Raw genomic sequence first — 18,694 nt, forward strand, 5'->3', positions numbered from 1 at the left:
AAAATGGAAATTTTAAGAACAGAGAATTTAAAAAAATATTACGACCAGAACATGGTCTGTGTAAAGGCACTGGATGGGGTGAGTCTTTCTGTGGAGCAAGGGGAATTTGTGGCAATTGTGGGAACCTCCGGAAGTGGAAAGTCGACCCTTTTGCATATGCTTGGAGGCTTAGATCGTCCTACCTCCGGAACCGTGCTGGTGGACGGAAAAAGGATATTCGACCTGGAAGATGGGGAGCTTACGATTTTCAGAAGAAGAAAAATCGGCTTTGTTTTTCAGGCATATAATCTTGTGCCGGTATTGAATGTATATGAAAATATTGTACTTCCCATACAGCTTGACGGAGGAGTTGTGGATACGGATTTTGTGGAACAGATAATTGATATATTAGGTCTTTCCGAAAAAATCAACAGCCTTCCAAACCAGCTTTCCGGCGGGCAGCAGCAAAGAGTTGCCATCGCAAGAGCACTGGCAACAAAACCATCCATCATTTTGGCAGATGAACCTACGGGAAATCTGGATTCAAAAACAAGTCAGGATGTGCTGGGGCTTTTGAAGGTGACAGGTCAGAAATTCAACCAGACCATCGTTATGATTACCCATAATGAGGAAATTGCCCAGATGGCTGATCGGATTATCCGGATTGAAGATGGACGGATTATATCGGGAAGGGGAGATACCAATGCGTAAGGTTGATAATCACCGCTGTATCAGCAATATCAGTAAAAAAAGTATGCTGGCAAATAAAAAGAGAAATGGAATCCTGCTGGCTGCCATTATATTAACAACGGTAATGCTTACAACATTGTTTACGGTTGTAAACAGTCTGATAAAGTCATATGAGACTTCTACTTGTTATCAGGTCGGAACCAGTTCCCATGCAGGATTTAAATTTATGACACAGGAAGAATATGATGAACTGGCAACAGATAAAAAAATACACAACTTATCTTATAATGTTATTATTGGTAATCTGTTAAATGAAGAATTAAAAAAAGATTATACAGAGATTCGATATACCCAGGAATTGAATGCCAAACAAAGCTTTGCTTATCCGGAAATGGGAAGCCTTCCTGAGAAGTACAATGAGGTGGCAGTCTGTACAAATGTTTTGGATGATTTTGGTATTCCTCATGAATTAGGACAGATTCTTCATCTTAAGATTTCCAATGGTTTTGACACCTATGAAGGAGATTTTACGGTGTGCGGTATCTGGGAAAAACCGGCAGAAACCATAACAAATCAGATTTTTGTGTCAAAGAAATTTCAGGAAAGCTTTGCTCCGGTCTGGAAAGACAGAGAGGATTATAACAAGTTTTTGAAACAAAATTCTTATGCCGGTGCCATGAATCCGGACTTTGATTTTCCTTCGACTTTTAATATATCCGCACAGATGGATGCCTTAAAGGAAAGACATGGGTTCGGTGATGAGATAAATGATGGTATTAACTGGGCATATACAACAAGCTCCATTGATGCGACTTCCGTGCTGATTGTTTTGATTTTGCTTGCCTTGATCATATTATCGGGATATTTGATCATTTATAATATTTTTCTGATTGCAGTAACGGCGGATATTCATTACTATGGTTTGCTTAAGACAATCGGTATGACGAATACACAGTTAAAAAAAATGGTGCTGAAGCAGGCAATGCTTTTAAGTGTGATTGCGATTCCCGTTGGTATGATTTTGGGATATGTGCTTTCTCATATTGTCCTGCCGTTGATTGCCGAGAACATAACATCTGAGGCATGTAAGGTTTATTCCAATTCTTTTGTATTCCTGGCATGTGCTGTTTTTGCATGGGTTACAGTCCGAATCAGTTGTGCAAAACCATGCAGGATTATCAAAAAAATATCTCCGGTAGAAGCGGTGGAGTTTAATGACTGTCAGGTAGAAAAATTGTCTCAAAGGAAAAAGGCAAAGAAGGTAACTCCGTTTTCTATGGCATGGGAGAACCTGAAAAGAAATAAGAAGAGATCTACGGCGGTAATTCTTTCCATGGTTCTTAGTATTTTAATGATAAATGTAACGGTATCCATTGTGTCCTGTTTTGATGAGGATAAATATATTTCTACTTTTGCAGGCAGTGATATTTCAGTGGCTGATGCAACCTTGTATAATTCCCATTCTTTGGAAACGGTATTGGATGGCGTGACTTTTCAGGATATGGAAGCACTGGAGAAAATGGATGGTATTACGGAATGTGGAGCCATTTATATGTCTGAGATACAGCAGAATGTGGATGGTACTTCATGGGAGCGGTTGAAAAAGGTTTATGAGGAACATAATGACTGGTTTGTGAGTGAGCAGGATCAAAAAAACTGGTTTGATTCCCTCGTCTATGACCAAAAACAAATTGATGCTCATCTGTATGGTGTGGATAAGATGATTTTTGATGCTATGGAATTGGATACAGAGGTAGTGGACTGGGATACATTTTGTTCCGGTGATTATGCAATTGTTTCTTCCATGTCAGAGGGAAGGAGTAATGATTCTGAGTTTGCACTTTATCAGGTGGGAGAAAAAATACCGGTAGAATTGCCAAGTGGTAAGGTAAAAGAGTATGAAGTAATTGCTATTGGGGATGTACCATACGCTATGGGGCCAAAGCACAGTCACGGAATGGATGTCTATGTAACGATTCCTTCAGAGGAATACCGGAAGGTTGTTCCGGACTCAAAAGGGGCAATGCAGCTGTTGATGAATCTGGATAAGGAACATCTGCAGGAGGCAGAAAGCTATGTGGAACAATATTGTGAGACAGTAAATGAAGATTTGGATTATCAATCCAGAGATATGTATTTGAAGGAATTTAAGGATACCGTGCGGATGTTTTTAATTGTAGGAAGTGCTCTTAGTGCAATTCTTGCTTTGATTGGTATTATGAATTTTATAAATCTTACTTATACATCCATTCATGAACGAAATCAGGAGCTTAAGGTGTTATGGTCTGTTGGAATGACAAAAAATCAGATAGCATCCATGCTTTCCTTTGAAGGAATATTGAGAATGTGTCTGGCATTTGTATTTGTGCTTTCCGTGGGACAGCTTTTAAATTATTTGATTGTATATGCCATTGCAGGAGGTACCATAATGTTCACCTATCATTATGTTGTATGGCCGATGTTTGCCTGCATACCGGTATTCCTGTTGATTGCGGCAAGTGTTCCAAGATTGATGACAGGTAAAATAGTTTAATTGTAAATTGTGCCAACGATTACTTGACAGTAATCAAAACGGAACCCTCACTTTATTGCAGTAGAAACTTATGGTATAATTTTTTTATTGGAATGGGGACAAAATAATGATAAAGGCGTATTGATACCGGAACATGTATTGGGAAAAGTATGAATGCCGGGGGTTTACATGAAGATAAAAATAAAGGAATTAAGTTACGATAAAGTGATGGGTTTACCGGAACGGATACACCATAAACCGGTAAGAAAATTGTGTTAATTGCTTTGATAAATAGTAAGACTTTCGATTCGTTTACGGATGACTTATATGAAGAAATATCAAAAAGTCTGGCAGAGGAATTTTCCGAAGCTTATGTCGGAATGGAAAAGGATGCAAGACGTTTGGTGAACAGAGTATTTGAAGGGGCTACAGAATTGGTGGAGGTATTGTAAAAATGATAGGTAAAGTATTTGCCTTGTTCTTGCTTTTGATAGGGGTGATGTCGGGTTGCAGCTTCCCTTCAGAGCAGGAATATGAGGAAAACGTCAGCTTAAAAATTGTGAAGTCCGGAGTAAAAATAGAAGAAGTCCGCTTTGACGAGGATTTAGGAATTGACGGTAAGCAGATTTATAAATTTACGATTCCGATTGAGATTACAGGGACTTTTCAGCACGACTGTACCATACCTGTGTATTACTATTTTGATATGGAGAAAAATGTATCAGAACTTGATAAAGAGGCATCTGCCTGGGCAACGGAAGGACAGTTTAAAGAGGTATTTAAGGGAAAATTGAAAATTGAGAGGGGTACTACAGGTGTGGTATATTACGAGGGGGAAACAGACGATGCCTTGATGGATTCTGACAGTACATCATACGAACAGGCATGGGTGGCATTTCGATATGATGATGGCTTTATCTCAGATAATTATGCAGGAATTTATAATCCATTCTTTGACAAAGAAAAATATTTATACTTTCATGGTGAACAGAGGGCCGTTGATGAAGTAAGGGATATAATACCACAGCAAATAGATGGAAATGTGCATGTTGATGAAGACAGCGTAAAAGTGGAAAAAACATATATTGGAGAAGAATCGGGAAATCCCCAGCATTATACAGTGAGTGTAACCATCCGGAATGATTCGGATAATCCGGTGGAAACGGAGAATTTATGGGTTGGCTGTGATTACGATATGGCAAGCCCCTTTAACTCACATAATTGTTATGAAGCGTTAGGAGAGGCTTTGACATTTATGAAGGGCGTTGGAGAACCCCTTGGATATACTGTGCAACAGAAAAGTATTACGAAGGATGATGACAGTATTCAAGTGGAATTTGATATGTATAACCGTTATGCAGGATATAGTGACAGCCTGATGGGAAATGACTTAGACTGGTATCAATGTTTTTGGATAGCTATTTGCCTGGAAGATGATAATCAGAATGATAATTATGTGATGGTGCCGAATCCGTATTATAATGAAGAACATTATAGCGATGAAGATTTTTGGCGGGAACATGATGTGAACGACATCTATCGTTATGATACAGTGAGTGCCTGGAATGCTTTATTTGAAGAAAATGAGTAGAACAACAGATGAGGGGTGTCCTTTTTTGCTGTGGTAAGATAAGATTGTCATGATGAAAGTAGGTAAAGAGAGATTTAGGCTTGCCAATGTACTATGCTCCTAATGCGGTAGAATAATTGAAATAGCCGAGGAAGCATCCGACAGCAGAGAAAGAGAAGTTGTCATTATCAATCGATTGTTTCCCGATGCAGTGCTCTGTATGGAGACTGCCCTATTCTATTATAGATATCGAGCCATGTTGAGACAATAGTTGCACTACATCGGACAGATTCGTGAAAATCCTTGAATTTACGCACTTTTGCAGCTTTTTCAATTTCGGTAGAACTGATGTGAAAAGGAACAAAAAGCAGATAGTGAACAAAAATCATGTCGTTGTTGGCTATAGAGTCGACACGAGGGATACAATATTCTTTGATGAATAAAAGTGAATAAAATAGCCAATTTGGCAGGGATATTTAATTACAGATTATTGAATATCTCTGCTTTTATTGTGCGCCTTGCGGCGCACGTTTTTAATGGGTGAAAGTCCATAATCCGCCCTAGTAGTGGGAAGGATACAGCCAAAGACAAGGGTGTCCATCGTGAGGTGGAATCTGAAGGAAGCGATGCTTTTTTTAAGGCGTACTACCAAAGCGGATAGCATGGTCGAGTCCCATGATGGTAGCGACAGCACCATGGATTTTATCTGTGGATTTTTCTTTGCCTGCTTTCACGTTGCCAGCTGGGTCGGTTCCAGAATATAGAAAGATTGAGATAAAGATTGACATAGCAGAACAATAGTCTTATAATCGTTCTAAAAAGAACGATTAAGGAGGGCGGCAATGTATTTCTGGGATCAGCATAAGACAATTACAAACTATTATGAATTGCTTTCGAGCGGGATATGTGACCAGTACGGATTAACACAGATGGAATACGATATACTTATGTTCCTGCACAACAATCCGCAGTTCAATACCGCCGCGGAAATCGTAAAAGTTAGGAAATCGACCAAATCACATGTCTCTACTTCTCTGAAAAGTCTGGAAAACAATGGACTAATCAGAAGAATACAAAGTGAAGATAATAAAAAGCATATTGAGATTGTTTTGTTGGACAAGGCGGAGATAATTGTGGAGGCAGGATTAAATATGCAGAAGCAATTTGCCAAAAATGTCTTGAGCGGGTTGACAGAAGAAGAAAAACATATGTGCATCCATGTATTTAATAAAATCTGCGGTAATGCAGAAAAATGTTTGAAAGAGCATAAGGAGAACGCAAATGAAAGAGAATACGTATAAACCACAGATTCAGGATGTGATGGAAGCAATATTTGATGCAGCGTATCTGACGTTTGATCTGGTAGCCGCAATTTTATTTTTTGTATATGCAAATGGAAACACATTATTTGTACTTTATGGAATATTGACATTGACGCTTTGCGGAGGGGATGCGTTCCATCTGGTGCCAAGAATTATCAGAGCAGTAGGTGGAACCAGCGATAAGATAAAAAGACAACTTGGCATAGGATTACAGGTATCTTCGATTACGATGACCGTATTTTATATTATTCTGATGTATATCTGGAAGCTTACGTTCCCGGAAATTACGATGCCGGCAGCAATCGAAGCCATCGTCTGGATATCGGCGGTTGTCAGAATTGCGATATGTCTATTCCCGCAGAATAACTGGTGTACAGATGAAGGAAACATGAAATTGTCCATCATCAGAAATGCAGTCTTTGCAGTGACAGGTATCGGAGTCATTATTCTGTATGCGATTTCCGGAAATGCAAATGGATATCATATGACAAGGATGGTTGCAGCGATTATTATTTCGTTTGGCTGTTATCTTCCGGTAACGTTATTCAGCAAAACAAAGCCGAAGGTTGGACTTTTGATGATTCCAAAGACGTGCGCTTATATGTGGGTTATAGCGATGGGACTCCAGCTTTTATTTTAAAGCGGAAATAGACCAAATAGATAAGAGATATAAAGTAAAACAGGGACAGAACGGAAAATAATTGTTTTTCGAACTGCCCCTGTTTTTAAATTATTTATTTGCCCTGCTGACTGTAATGGTTGGATTTGCTTTCGGTTTTCTATTGTTAATAATTCATGAGTGGTTACATGGAATTGTTTATCCTAAGGAAGCAGATGTAACAATAGGAAGAATGTAGTAATTGTTTAAAGGAAAAGTCTCAAAATCAATGATTTAGAGCTTGAAACTACAGGAAGGATCATATATGAGCGAATTGATTAAAGCGGATAATGAATATAAATAGTGGATTGCCGGAATATCCACTGATTTTAGAAAAAGCCAAATCAGGGCTTCTATGAAGATAAATGATGAGATGCTAAGATTTTACTGGAAACTTGGTAAGGGCATTTCATCAATGAGTGAACAGTTCGGATATGGAACGGGATTCTATAAAACGGTGAGTGATGATTTGAAATCTATTTTGCCAGATGTGAAATTATTTTCTCCGACTAATTTGAAATATATGAGATACTTTTATGAGATGTATCCTGACGCAGTGATTTGTCCTCAGGTTGAGGACGGATTTGTATGAACGCCAGGGCAAAGCAATAACTAACTTTTCTAATACACTTCCGCTGGAACAGAGCGATTTAGCGCAGGCAATTACGAAGGATCCATATAATTTTGATTTTTTAACTTTGCGTGAAAGGTATGATGAAAAGGAACTAAAAGATGCACTTGTAGAGAAAGTTAATAATTTCCTTATTGAGTTGGGGACTGGATTTGCTTATATGGGCAGGAAAGTGAGAATTGAGGTAGGAGATACTGAAAAATTTATAGACATGTTATTTTACAATACTCAAAGGCATTGCTATGTTGTTGTAGAAATAAAGACGGGAAAATTTGATTCTTCGTATGCGGGTCAATTGGGAACTTATGTTGTGGCTGTTAATCATCAGATGAAAACAGAAGCTGATAATCCTACTTTGGGACTTTTGATTTGTAAAGATATGGATAAGGTAGAAGCTCAGTACGCATTAGAATCTACTTGCCAGCCACTTGGTATTTCTAGTTATGAATTATCAAAACTTATACCAGAAGAGTTCAGAGGTAGTATGCCTACCATTGAAGAGATTGAGGCTGAATTAAATGAATAACTTCCAGTGCATGCGGATAAAAGGTGAACCTTAGAAAATAAAAGCCGACTGACTGTGAACAAATGGCGTAATATAAATCTGCCCCTTAAAATATTTTGGAGAAATAGCATGGAAAAATATTTAAGAGAAACAAAAATGCTGGATTATTCAAGTGAAAACATACAGCAATTAATACGGGAAAGAAGCTGGAATGATATAGAAGAATTTGAACGATTAAAATCAATTTACACGTTTGTAAGAGATGAGATTTTGTTCGTATATAATAATGATGATACTGTTTGTGCATCAAAGGCTTTAGTGGATGGTTATGGGCAGTGCAATACAAAGGGAACATTGTTCATGGCACTGCTAAGAACTTGTAATATTCCTTGCAGGGTACATGGATTTACCATTGATAAAGAATTGCAAAAGGGAGCAATGACAGGAATTGTGTATAAAAATGCACCTGGAAATGTGCTGCATAGTTGAGTTGAAGTGTATTTTGAAGATACATGGTACGAGCTGGAGGCATATATTCTTGATGTGCGATATTTGAGAAAAGTGCAAAGAAAAAACAGTGATTGCATTGTGTATTTCTATTTATAGCAATTCTGCAATAAGAGCAGGCATTAATGCTTTTGTATTCTTTGTTGGTATGGTTGCAAGTTACTATTGAGACACATTGAGGAGTTCTGCTATAATGGGAATAATTAGCATAGTTTTTGCAGTATTGCTTAATATTATTGTTCCGTTCCATTTTGGATAGACAAATTTTGGGGGCACATAGTTGGGCAGAGAAAAAAGTGCAGGAGGATACATGACATGAAATATACGAATAAGCATATAAAAGAACAATACAAATTCAATAAAATATGGCGAACGATCGGAATGATTCTCTTATTGGTGGGATTATTTTTGGTGGGATTTGGATTGATCCAGACAAAGAGAAAGATGGATCATGTACGACCATTTGAACAGGTATTACAGGAAGAATCCAATCCTGCGAATCAGACAACTTATATTGAGATTATCGGGGGGCCGGAGAAGCTGGTGGAAAATAAACATGAAGGCTATTACCTTGTAACAACCGCAGAGGGAAGTTATATTGTAGCGATGCAACCGGAACAGTTTGCAGATTTGAAGCAGAGAGTGGAAGAGAACGGTACGGCAAGAGTGGAAGGCATGACGAAGGTTGTGACTGACGAGAACGTAAAAAAGCTAGTAAGTGAGTATATCAATCACAAATTCATTGCTATACGTATGACGAAGCTTACCTATGGAAAAATACTCAAGGAAGGATATTTTGCGAATCTAGATATCGGAGGCATCTTAATATTGATTGGAATTTCGATGATATTAACACAGGTGCGTGCGATTAAAAAATACAGGCATCCATTGGCAGAGCAGATTGACGAAGAATGTAATCAGCCGGAAGCTCTCTGGTTTAATGATTTTAGAATTTATTTGACAAAGAGCTTTCTTGTCTCTGTATATGGTGGAAAGTTGACTGCACTGGATCTGGCAAAGGTACAAAAGACAAGACTGTTTGAAACAGTGAAGGGAAGTTCGCAGGTTATCACTTTGGAGGTGACGACAACAGAACAGGAGAAAATAACTGTCAGCGAAAATGAATGGTCATTTTTTACAATGAATGAAGAAGAGATTACTTATCTGACAGATGTATTTGTCGAAAGGAATATTGAATTTGTTTGTGAGATTCAACCGGAAGAAGAAAACGATGAAGACGAAGAGGTTTGAAACGGAAAAAATACATAAGAAAGAGACCATGCGATATTCGAACAAGTGGAAGGGAAACTGCCACACTTGAAAATTTAACGGGTGTAAATAGGATAATTTGTTTGGTAAAATAAAAGTCATGATAGTATGATTATACATATGTAGATGACAATGTAAAGAAGGTTATTATTAACCATATGGTTTCTTATGGGGAAAAGAAGTAATGGAGGTGTGATATGGATGCACGTAAAGGCAATATCTATGAGATATTAAACGGAAATAAGCAGTTTCTGATTCCGGTATATCAGAGATATTACAGTTGGGATATAGATCAGTGTAAACGACTTTGGAATGATATTGTAGAGATGCAGAGAAAAGGCAAAGCTGGTCATTTTGTAGGATCTATTGTTAATATTGCTGAGCAGGCAATGCCGACAGGTGTTCAGAAGTATATGATTATTGATGGTCAACAGCGAATGACTACCTTAACACTGCTTCTTCTGGCTTTGCGCGATTATGCAATAATGAATTCTGATGACACAACAATCAATGCTCGTCGTATAGATAATATGCTTCTAAAAAACGAGTACGAAAGTGGCGATGAACGATATAAGCTATTACTGACTGAAACAGATAGAGATATTCTCATAAGCCTTGTCGAGAAAAAGCCAATTGCACAAGGCACTAGATCGAGACTGATTGAAAATTACAATTTTTTTACTAACAAGCTGGCTGATAGAGAAATTCAACCTGCAGAGGTATATGAGTCAATTGGAAAATTACAAATTGTTAATATCACATTAGATCGCGCTGTTGACGATGCACAGGCAATTTTTGAAAGCTTGAATTCTACCGGTAAGGAACTTTCTGAATCTGATTTGATTCGTAACTATGTTTTGATGGGATTAGAGCCATCGGAACAAACTTATGTATATGAACATCTTTGGCGGCCTATGGAACAGCTGTTTATTTATGAAACTCAAGGAACAGTAATGGATGCTTTCTTTCGCCATTACTTGACCATGAAACTTTCTCGTATCCCAAAGCAGGGACGTGTATATGAAGAATTCAAATTGTATCATTTGAATTGTGAATTTGGAACTATCAGAGAATTATGCCAAGATTTGCTTAAATATGCAAAATATTATACAAACATTGTATTTAAGCGGAATTCTGACACTGATTTAAAGAAGTTATATGAGGATATTATTGATTTAAGAATGGAAGTATCTTACCCATTCTTGCTGAAAATTCATCATGACTGCGTGGAAGGACTACTTACATCAGATGAACTCAAGGAAATTCTGAAGCTTTGTATCAGCTATGTTCTGAGACGTGCAATTTGTGAAATTCCGACCAATTCAATGAACAAAACATTTGCAACATTGAAGAATTATATTAGAGCAGATGATTATCTAAATTCTGTTAAGGCATTTTTCGTGATGCAGGATGCTTATAAAGAATTCCCAGATAACGATAAGTTTGAAGGCGCATTTGTAAGCCGTGATATTTATAATATGCGTGCAAGGAATTATATTCTTAGTCGTTTGGAAAACTATGAAAACAAAGCTCCAATTATAATAGAGAATTACACCATTGAGCATATTATGCCGCAGAACAAAAATATTTCTTTAGAGTGGCAAGCTGATCTTGGTGCCGAGTGGCAGGAGGTTCAGAAAAAGTATTTACATACAATTGGCAATCTTACTTTGACTGCATATAATTCCGAGATGAGTGACAGGTCTTTCTTGAAAAAGATGGATATGCCGGGGGGATTCAAAGAAAGTGCACTTAGGCTTAATAGATATGTGGTTTTGCAAAATAAGTGGAATGAAAAACACATCCGAGAGAGAGCAAACGAATTAGCAAAGAAAGCAGAAGCTATTTGGCCATATCCAACTTTAACAGCCGAGGAACTTGCACCATATCAAGTAGAAGAAAAAACAGTGCAGAAATATTCCTTGGAAACATATGATGTAAATGCTTTTACAAGAATACTGTTTGAAGCTTTAGATAAGCGCATCATGAACCTATCTCCAGCGGTGAAGAAGGAATATAAAAAGTTGTATGTTGCCTATAAATTGGATACTAATTTTGTTGATATTGTTTTTCAGAAACAAAGATTGCGTATCTCGATTAATATGAAGTTCTCAGAGATTAATGATCCTAAAGGTATTTGCAAAGATATTACCGGATTAGGACGTTGGGGAAATGGCGATGTAGAATTGTTTATGGAGCATCAGGATGAACTAGATCAAATCATGGAAATTGTGAAACAATCCTTTGATGCACAGGCAGAATAATGATTTTGGGACGTTAAATAAAAATATTAAGAAGATTTATTTCGACTCAGAACTTGAGGATGATACAACTATTCGGAATTTTCGAATAGTTCAAACCGAAGGTTCACGTCAGGTGACTCGTGATACAAAGCATTATAATCTTCAAATGATCATTGCAGTCGACTTCAAGGTGAATAATGAGCGAACTGTACAATTTCGTAATTTTGCTAATAAAAATATTTGGTTTTCATTAGCATATGATATCAATAGCGTGGCCTTAGGGTGTTAGGAGACTGTGTGTCTTCTGTTAAGGAAAGACCAATAAATCATAGATTTCTGCAAATGTATGTGCATTTCTGTTTCCATAGAGTGAGGATATAACCAGTATTTTAACAGGGGGGATAGTTTTTTGAGGGGATAGAAGGCATGCATTTTGGGGGTATTTTTGTAAAAGTAATATAATTGGATTAATATTGATATAAGAACGAAGGTGATTGGATGAGAATGTTTGAGTTTACAGGATTAAGAACTCTGCATAAGGATATGATGGAAGAGAGAGCAACATTTTCATTTGAGTTTAATGGGAAGCCTTTTAGTTGTATTTTTTTGACGGATGTAATTCCATATCGTTTGTATTTGACGACTTTAGGCTTATATCCTGAGGTGTTTGAGTTAGAAATAGAGAAAGGGTATAAGGCCAAATGTTTTATTGATGATTATAAAAAATTGGTGAGTTATCTCGAAGTGAAATATGATCCAACACATAAATTTGTGCCATTGGATTTTTTTGAAGCGTTAAATAAGAAAATCCCTAAAAAATTTACGATGCGGCCAGATTATAAAGAAACATTAAAAATTGCTTCTAAAAAAAGGGTAATTGAAGAAAGCACTAAGGTCTATTTTTGTGGTTGGAGAAGGAACGCAGTGGGACAGAATGTACGAAAGGAAAATCTTGAAAAAACGAGAAGTGCATTTGGAGATGCAAAGGAAGAATTGTGTAAAAGAAAAAATATTAGTTCGTGTTGGACAGATTGTGCCCTTGAAGAACAATTGAAAAAATTGAATGATATAATTAACATGTAATTTAGAAAAGATATTCTATTTGCTTTTTTTCGAGCAAATAAAATGACTACAGAGTTATTATAGATATGACATTTTTTGCAAAATATGATACTTTTGCCATTGGGTATAAGAAGTGACCTTTACCGCATTGTGAAAGTATTGTAAAACATTAGCGGACAAATTCGTAAAAAATATTATTGTACACGAGTATGGAGCTACAAAGCGGCGTGAATTGTATAGATAGAGCAATGTTATGGGGAGCATAAATATGGACAGAGATGGGGAAACGGTTATGAAAAAGGTATACAGAATTATTGACAATATTACTACTTTGTATGTTTTTATCATGACCATTGTCGTAAGTTTCATTCTTTCTTCTGCTCAAAACAATGATGTAAATCTTAGTGGAGAAAAGCTGCTGGCTTTTATTTGTGGCTTTTGGGGAAGTGCAATATGCATTGTGATACGGTATGTGATTTTGTACAGGAATGTAATATCCCAAAGCAATATAATGAAAAAAACACTTTTGCTGATATATTTGATAGTAGGAAGCTGCATATTTGCAGTAGTGTTGGTAGGGACGTTGTTTTTTAGTGGCTTTTCTATAAAATGCGATGTTTTGTCGAATTATAATGCCTGTCAGATTATTATGTTTGTAATATTGCTATCCCAGTGGCTGGGGGAGCAATTATTAGGGGATGGCAAGAATAATTAGTGATAGCAGTTGTTCGTTTAGTGATGAATAACTGTTATTTTAAATTATAATTACGTTCACCTAGGTAATACTGAAATTCTTAAATATAAAACTGCGTTCCCCTGGTAGATATAGATTTGTTTTGTGTGTGCAGTTTTGCACTGGACAATAAATTTCTTTTTGATATTCACTAAATTATTGTGCGTAGATTATATAGAAAAAACTCATTTGTTTATATAAATGTGATTGACTTTTACGCCCTCAAACCTTATGATTAAGGGCATAAAAGTCAATTTTTGATTGGAGTAGGTGATTGAATGAATATTTCAGATAAAATAATACAGCTTGCGAAAGAAAATAATGGTGTTGTTACGACTGCGGTTCTTTCTGGTAAAGGGATATTGCGAGGAAACTTAAAAAAGCTAGTCGATGAAGGAAAACTTGAAAAGACTGCGAGAGGAGTATATATCCTTCCTGAAATATGGGAAGATGAATTTGTTAATCTGCAGGCGAGATTCAAAAAAGGTATCTTTTCTAATGAGACGGCCTTATTTTTATGGGACTTAACAGATCGAACACCGAATAAATATGATATGACCTTCCCGCATAATTATAATTTGACAAATGTAAAGAGTGAAGGAGTAAATTGCTCAAGGGTAAAGCAGGAGTGGTATACTGAAGGAAAAACTCAATTAGAATCTCCGGGGGGAAATAAAATAACGGTATACAATATGGAACGAACCCTGTGTGATATTCTTCGTAAACGAGGGGGAACAAATACGGGTATTATTACAGAGGCGTTCAAGCGATATACAGCTAGAAATGACAAGAATATTCCACTTTTGTCAGAGTATGCAAAGAGATTTCGTGTTGAGGAAAAGGTGAGGAGTTATCTGGAGGTACTTATATGAGAAATGCAATGCAGTTAAAAGCTGTCATTAAAAATATATCAAAAGACAAACATATCTCGGCACAGCTCGTGATGCAGAACTTTATGTTGGAACGTCTGCTGGAACGGATTTCTGTTTCAAAGTATCGTCAGAATTTTATATTAAAAGGTGGTTTTCTGATAGCGGCAATGGTGGGATTAGATACTCGTGCCACTATGGATATGGATGCAACGATCAAGGGCTGGCCGGTTAATGAAGAGAGTATCAAAAATATGTTTCTTGATATTTGCAAAATTGATCTGCAAGATGATGTGACTTTCGAATTTAAGAAAATTGGTGAGATTCGAGAAGGGGATGATTACACAGGGTACCGTGTTTCGTTGTCGGCAAATTATCCTCCGATGGCTGTGCCTTTAAAACTGGATATTACTACAGGCGACAAAATTACGCCAAGAGAGATAGAATATCGTTTTAAATTGTTATTGGAAGATAGAGAAATCCCCGTACTTGCATATAATTTGGAAACAGTTATGGCAGAAAAGTTGGAAACTGTAGTTTCAAGAGGTGATCAGAATACAAGACCAAGAGATTACTATGATATTTATATTCTTGCTAAAATGCAGTATAAGAATATTGAAACAGAGTATTTGAGAGCAGCACTGGATGCAACATCGAAAAAACGAGGTTCTTCGGAGATATTGAAGGAGTATAAAAATATCATTGATATTGTCAGAAATAGTGATGTAATGATTAAGCAGTGGAGGACTTACCAAAGAGATTTTGAATATGTCACTGATATTAGTTTCGATGAGGTCTGTGATGCGGTAGTGCGGATGATGGATTTGTGTATTTGATATGTGACCTAAATGGTGACAATTTAAAAATGGAGAGGCACAACATAATGGACAGGAAAAATGAAGGATTGAATTATTTGAAGCAATATCCCAAGATGAGCAAATGGGTAAATACCTGCATTTGCTGCGGTTCAATGGGGTATGATCCAGATATGCCGGAGGTAATTACTTCCAGGGACGGAAATGGAGAATATCGTACTGTGTTTTCAAGGAATATAAGGAGCTATTTCCCTCCGTTAAGGTTGGATGATATGGGGATGTGTGAAATCTGCCGAAGACATTGGGAAGATAGAGGAAAGCGGTAAGGATGAGGAGTTAGTAAAACTTGCAAAAGCCTCTTGCTGCTGGGTGTATGTTTCGGCAATAATAGAACAAATTGCCGAAAGGTATTTTGGGGAGTTAGAAAGGCAGCGTTTATAGGAGCTGAATGGGAAGAAGCTTTTATGGTGATTGGTGTCGTTTTAAGATTAATGTCGGAAGGGGGATTTATATGTCAAAACTAAAAGCCTGGAAATATGACGATGAATATATAAGTTACATTGCAAGCGGGGAGTCGGCAGCGGTATTTGTAGTTAGAGATATAGTAAGCTCAATTGATACAAAGGGAAAATGGATAGATGTGATATCTTTGAATACATATGAGAAAAGAGGAGCAGGAGACAGAAAAGCATTTAATTGGATAATTGTTGAATTGTTTCCAAGAAAAATAAATCCTAAATATGATAAGCTTGATCCGGCAAACAATAGATACTTGACTTGGGTTACTGCAAGTAGGGATATTGAAGAACAACGGCAGAAGGGTTATCATGGTGATAAATATCTTGTACTGTGTGATCTATATGACGAGAACAAGAATACATATAATGTGCGTACCATAATGGGGAGGAAATATTGGGAGCCTGTGGATGTGTATAGACCTATAACCATTAAAGATAGGGTGCCTCCAGTGTGGAGATATAGAATTAAAGCAGTAAAGAAAGTTAATGCCCGACAGGTAAGATATATTCAAGATCATGAGTATGAACTTGAAGAAAAGATAAGGGAAAATGGGAGACCTACGCTAGAAATACTGGGAGTACAAGTAGAAAAATTATAAATTAGTTTGATAAACTTATTAAGCCGCCAGATTTTAAGAAATTGGCGGCTTGATTTTGTTATGGCAACGAGTCAAGTGTGACATGCTTGTTTTAGTCAGAAAATCCCAACAATACATAGATATTTATGTTATACTGTATGAAAGGTCAGTACAGTGATAGCAGGAGGAAGACAAATGCTGCTTATAGGAGCGAGGATTCAGGAATATAGGAAGAAAGCGGGATTGAGCCAGGAGGAATTTGCAGAGAAGATCGGCGTCAGCAGACAGGCGGTGTCCAAGTGGGAGAGGGATAAGGCCTATCCTGATCTGGACAGGCTTGTGTGCATATGTGAGATTCTGGATGTCCAGGTTGGCGAGCTCGTATATGGGAAGAGCGGGCAGGCAGACGGACCCGGGCAGGTGTCACGGGAAAGAGAAATTGCAAATAACACAGTACATATGAGAAACTTCCGGGGGAAAGGCAGACTGGCAAGATTGAGGACGGTGTTTGCCATTTTAGTTGCCTGCTGTGTTTTCTGTATGGTGGTGTTGACGGTGCTTATTGTGAGAAATGAGTGGGGCACTCATCATGATAAAAATGGAAACGTTCGAGTGGAAAAGGTGTATCGCCAGTATACAAAGGCTGATCTGGGATATATTGATGACAATGGACGTCGGGTTGTGGATACAGTTTGGCTTGATGTTCCGGGGATAAGGGATGGAGATTATCTTGAACTTTATACCGGAGCTGACAATGATAGCATGTTCCTTAATTACAGACCATCGACTATTATTGCTACGTCAATAGTCATGGTAGTATTTATAATTTTGCTGGTTCTCACAATGCTTGAAATTAGGAGAATGAAAAAGGAAGATACGCTTCATATCGTACTTGAGGATAAAACTGCCGATGAAAAGATATAAGAAAATAATTTATGTGATTTTGATGATCTGCATACTGGCGGGCTCTGTATTTGCCGCACTTGATTTCATGGGGGTCGTTGATCTGAACTTCAGAAATAAAAAATTCGGTGAAGATGTGTCAGCAACGGAGAATGAAAATGGTGCTAATACCAACAATCCCGAACCCTGGCATATAGTGTTCAAGGGCTATGCTTTTTCTGTGGAGCCTGTTGGACTGGCAATCATACATGAAAGCGGCTGCATTAACATAAGAAGCTGTGATGAATATCTCATACAGATTGATGTGGAGGATGGCACTGCTGAAGAGTTATGGAATGGCAGAGATGATCGTGTGAAGAACATGGAGGATTCTGGTTATGTGATAGAACTTGCTCCGGAGAAGGTTGAACTCCAGGGAAGGGAGTACATTAGATATATAATCAGCCTTGCAAATGAGCGAGGTGCGGATGTTGATAATACATATTTCTATGTGCTTGTCTCTGACGCCGGTGATGATCAGCGTTTCTTCACGGTTATAAAGTTTGATGAGATTAATATTGCTTCTTTAAATGTGAAGGAAAAGGACGAAATCTACGAAAAGGCTGTTGATGAAGTCACATCTATTGTTGCCGGTGCAGTGCCTACTGACGAGACAAATGACATGGCAGGCTCATATTGGCAGGAAACACAGCCTATAGAAAATTTTGCAACTGATAATGATAACAATATAGGTGCGGACAATATTACAGGTGCGGATAGCAAAGTAAATAAGAACAGTGATGATAATTCAAGTGAAAATGACATCTTAATAAAAGACTCCATTACAAATGAAGATACCATAGTATCATACGAACTCCCGGAAGGCTATATCCTCACAGATGATGACCTGTCGGGCAAGAAATATTATTCGGATATTGATAGGGTTAATGTGACGATATCTGTAGTGCCATACACATGGATGACAGCGGCTGACATGGCAGAAAGAGAGCGCGGAGCCGGAATTTCAAAGGTTATAAGATCAGGACAATATGAAGTAAATGGAGTGACCTTTTACTATTATACCTATTCGATTCTGTATATCAGGGGCGGAAAAAGAAGCATTACATATCATTTTAATGGGTATGCTGATTTGAAAAATGGGGATATATATTCTGTATATGGATTCGCAGATGATAATCCGGCGGCAATAGAACCGGGTACTTACGCAGATTTTATGAAGATCCATATGGAATGAGTTGGGTTGACTGGTTGGCTTGGAACCTTAAATATGCTATAACATCAAAATACAATATTTTGACTTTGAAAAGGTGATAAAACAACGACAAAACTC

17 protein-coding genes and 1 pseudogene are annotated in these 18,694 nt (G+C 37.5%); all 18 read left to right on the top strand.

Features of this window, described 5'->3' with window-relative positions:
* Positions 1 to 3: 3 nt before the first annotated feature.
* The 18 genes and pseudogenes from DXB54_RS03450 (at position 4) to DXB54_RS03540 (ending at position 18,598) form a co-directional block, all read left to right on the top strand.
* Positions 4 to 690, top strand: coding sequence for an ABC transporter ATP-binding protein (locus tag DXB54_RS03450; protein ID WP_118694249.1), 687 nt, complete (start codon positions 4 to 6; stop codon positions 688 to 690).
* Positions 683 to 3,202, top strand: coding sequence for an ABC transporter permease (locus tag DXB54_RS03455; RefSeq protein ID WP_158578169.1), 2,520 nt, complete (start codon positions 683 to 685; stop codon positions 3,200 to 3,202). Before DXB54_RS03450 ends, DXB54_RS03455 begins: the two co-directional genes overlap by 8 nt.
* 433 nt (positions 3,203 to 3,635) lie before the next feature.
* Positions 3,636 to 4,772 carry a hypothetical protein gene (locus tag DXB54_RS03460; protein ID WP_118694251.1) on the top strand — a complete coding sequence of 379 codons (1,137 nt, stop codon included), beginning with the start codon at positions 3,636 to 3,638 and terminating at the stop codon, positions 4,770 to 4,772.
* An 821-nt stretch (positions 4,773 to 5,593) separates the two neighbouring features.
* Entirely contained in the window at positions 5,594 to 6,052 is a 459-nt protein-coding gene (locus DXB54_RS03465) for a MarR family winged helix-turn-helix transcriptional regulator (RefSeq protein WP_118694252.1), read from the top strand.
* A complete protein-coding gene (locus DXB54_RS03470) occupies positions 6,033 to 6,713 on the top strand; it encodes a hypothetical protein (protein ID WP_118694253.1) in 681 nt (226 codons plus the stop codon). The genes DXB54_RS03465 and DXB54_RS03470 overlap by 20 nt, the downstream gene beginning before the upstream one ends.
* A gap of 325 nt (positions 6,714 to 7,038) precedes the next feature.
* Positions 7,039 to 7,888, top strand: a pseudogene (locus DXB54_RS03475) (PDDEXK nuclease domain-containing protein).
* Between the two features lie 108 nt (positions 7,889 to 7,996).
* Positions 7,997 to 8,356 carry a transglutaminase-like domain-containing protein gene (locus DXB54_RS03480; protein WP_330426339.1) on the top strand — a complete coding sequence of 120 codons (360 nt, stop codon included), beginning with the start codon at positions 7,997 to 7,999 and terminating at the stop codon, positions 8,354 to 8,356.
* Between the two features lie 333 nt (positions 8,357 to 8,689).
* On the top strand, positions 8,690 to 9,625 hold the full coding sequence (locus DXB54_RS03490) for a hypothetical protein (RefSeq protein WP_118694254.1): 936 nt from the start codon (positions 8,690 to 8,692) through the stop codon (positions 9,623 to 9,625).
* Positions 9,626 to 9,840: 215 nt separating this feature from the next.
* The gene (locus DXB54_RS03495) at positions 9,841 to 11,907 is read left to right on the top strand and encodes a DUF262 and DUF1524 domain-containing protein (protein WP_118694255.1); all 2,067 of its coding nucleotides are present in this window, start codon (positions 9,841 to 9,843) and stop codon (positions 11,905 to 11,907) included.
* Positions 11,891 to 12,175 (top strand): RhuM family protein, encoded by a 285-nt coding sequence (rhuM, locus tag DXB54_RS03500; RefSeq protein ID WP_330426340.1) that lies wholly within the window; start codon positions 11,891 to 11,893, stop codon positions 12,173 to 12,175. Before DXB54_RS03495 ends, rhuM begins: the two co-directional genes overlap by 17 nt.
* 215 nt (positions 12,176 to 12,390) lie before the next feature.
* Positions 12,391 to 12,969: a DUF6037 family protein gene (locus DXB54_RS03505; RefSeq protein WP_118694256.1), complete on the top strand. Its 579-nt coding sequence runs from the start codon at positions 12,391 to 12,393 to the stop codon at positions 12,967 to 12,969.
* A 247-nt stretch (positions 12,970 to 13,216) separates the two neighbouring features.
* Positions 13,217 to 13,663: a hypothetical protein gene (locus DXB54_RS03510; RefSeq protein ID WP_118694257.1), complete on the top strand. Its 447-nt coding sequence runs from the start codon at positions 13,217 to 13,219 to the stop codon at positions 13,661 to 13,663.
* A gap of 296 nt (positions 13,664 to 13,959) precedes the next feature.
* Positions 13,960 to 14,553, top strand: a complete 594-nt coding sequence (locus DXB54_RS03515) for a type IV toxin-antitoxin system AbiEi family antitoxin domain-containing protein (protein WP_118694258.1) — start codon at positions 13,960 to 13,962, stop codon at positions 14,551 to 14,553.
* Entirely contained in the window at positions 14,550 to 15,386 is an 837-nt protein-coding gene (locus tag DXB54_RS03520; protein ID WP_199708722.1) for a nucleotidyl transferase AbiEii/AbiGii toxin family protein, read from the top strand. Before DXB54_RS03515 ends, DXB54_RS03520 begins: the two co-directional genes overlap by 4 nt.
* A gap of 47 nt (positions 15,387 to 15,433) precedes the next feature.
* Positions 15,434 to 15,691 carry a hypothetical protein gene (locus DXB54_RS03525; RefSeq protein WP_118694259.1) on the top strand — a complete coding sequence of 86 codons (258 nt, stop codon included), beginning with the start codon at positions 15,434 to 15,436 and terminating at the stop codon, positions 15,689 to 15,691.
* Positions 15,692 to 15,876: 185 nt separating this feature from the next.
* A complete protein-coding gene (locus DXB54_RS03530) occupies positions 15,877 to 16,482 on the top strand; it encodes a hypothetical protein (protein WP_118694260.1) in 606 nt (201 codons plus the stop codon).
* 174 nt (positions 16,483 to 16,656) lie between these two features.
* Positions 16,657 to 17,385: a helix-turn-helix domain-containing protein gene (locus DXB54_RS03535; RefSeq protein ID WP_118694261.1), complete on the top strand. Its 729-nt coding sequence runs from the start codon at positions 16,657 to 16,659 to the stop codon at positions 17,383 to 17,385.
* Positions 17,372 to 18,598, top strand: a complete 1,227-nt coding sequence (locus tag DXB54_RS03540) for a hypothetical protein (protein ID WP_118694262.1) — start codon at positions 17,372 to 17,374, stop codon at positions 18,596 to 18,598. Before DXB54_RS03535 ends, DXB54_RS03540 begins: the two co-directional genes overlap by 14 nt.
* Positions 18,599 to 18,694 lie beyond the last annotated feature (96 nt).

This window comes from Coprococcus sp. OM04-5BH, assembly GCF_003482105.1.
Classification (GTDB): domain Bacteria; phylum Bacillota; class Clostridia; order Lachnospirales; family Lachnospiraceae; genus Coprococcus.

Excerpts from the sequence above, each read along its gene's own strand:
- DXB54_RS03535 (WP_118694261.1), top strand. The coding sequence starts at position 16,657 with ATGCTGCTTATAGGAGCGAGGATTCAGGAATATAGGAAGAAAGCGGGA.
- DXB54_RS03470 (WP_118694253.1), top strand. The coding sequence starts at position 6,033 with ATGAAAGAGAATACGTATAAACCACAGATTCAGGATGTGATGGAAGCA.
- DXB54_RS03465 (WP_118694252.1), top strand. The coding sequence starts at position 5,594 with ATGTATTTCTGGGATCAGCATAAGACAATTACAAACTATTATGAATTG.
- DXB54_RS03495 (WP_118694255.1), top strand. The coding sequence starts at position 9,841 with ATGGATGCACGTAAAGGCAATATCTATGAGATATTAAACGGAAATAAG.
- DXB54_RS03450 (WP_118694249.1), top strand. The coding sequence starts at position 4 with ATGGAAATTTTAAGAACAGAGAATTTAAAAAAATATTACGACCAGAAC.
- DXB54_RS03455 (WP_158578169.1), top strand. The coding sequence starts at position 683 with ATGCGTAAGGTTGATAATCACCGCTGTATCAGCAATATCAGTAAAAAA.
- DXB54_RS03515 (WP_118694258.1), top strand. The coding sequence starts at position 13,960 with ATGAATATTTCAGATAAAATAATACAGCTTGCGAAAGAAAATAATGGT.
- DXB54_RS03530 (WP_118694260.1), top strand. The coding sequence starts at position 15,877 with ATGTCAAAACTAAAAGCCTGGAAATATGACGATGAATATATAAGTTAC.
- DXB54_RS03460 (WP_118694251.1), top strand. The coding sequence starts at position 3,636 with ATGATAGGTAAAGTATTTGCCTTGTTCTTGCTTTTGATAGGGGTGATG.
- DXB54_RS03540 (WP_118694262.1), top strand. The coding sequence starts at position 17,372 with ATGAAAAGATATAAGAAAATAATTTATGTGATTTTGATGATCTGCATA.
- DXB54_RS03510 (WP_118694257.1), top strand. The coding sequence starts at position 13,217 with ATGGACAGAGATGGGGAAACGGTTATGAAAAAGGTATACAGAATTATT.
- DXB54_RS03505 (WP_118694256.1), top strand. The coding sequence starts at position 12,391 with ATGTTTGAGTTTACAGGATTAAGAACTCTGCATAAGGATATGATGGAA.
- DXB54_RS03480 (WP_330426339.1), top strand. The coding sequence starts at position 7,997 with ATGGAAAAATATTTAAGAGAAACAAAAATGCTGGATTATTCAAGTGAA.
- DXB54_RS03490 (WP_118694254.1), top strand. The coding sequence starts at position 8,690 with ATGAAATATACGAATAAGCATATAAAAGAACAATACAAATTCAATAAA.
- DXB54_RS03520 (WP_199708722.1), top strand. The coding sequence starts at position 14,550 with ATGAGAAATGCAATGCAGTTAAAAGCTGTCATTAAAAATATATCAAAA.
- rhuM (WP_330426340.1), top strand. The coding sequence starts at position 11,891 with ATGCACAGGCAGAATAATGATTTTGGGACGTTAAATAAAAATATTAAG.
- DXB54_RS03525 (WP_118694259.1), top strand. The coding sequence starts at position 15,434 with ATGGACAGGAAAAATGAAGGATTGAATTATTTGAAGCAATATCCCAAG.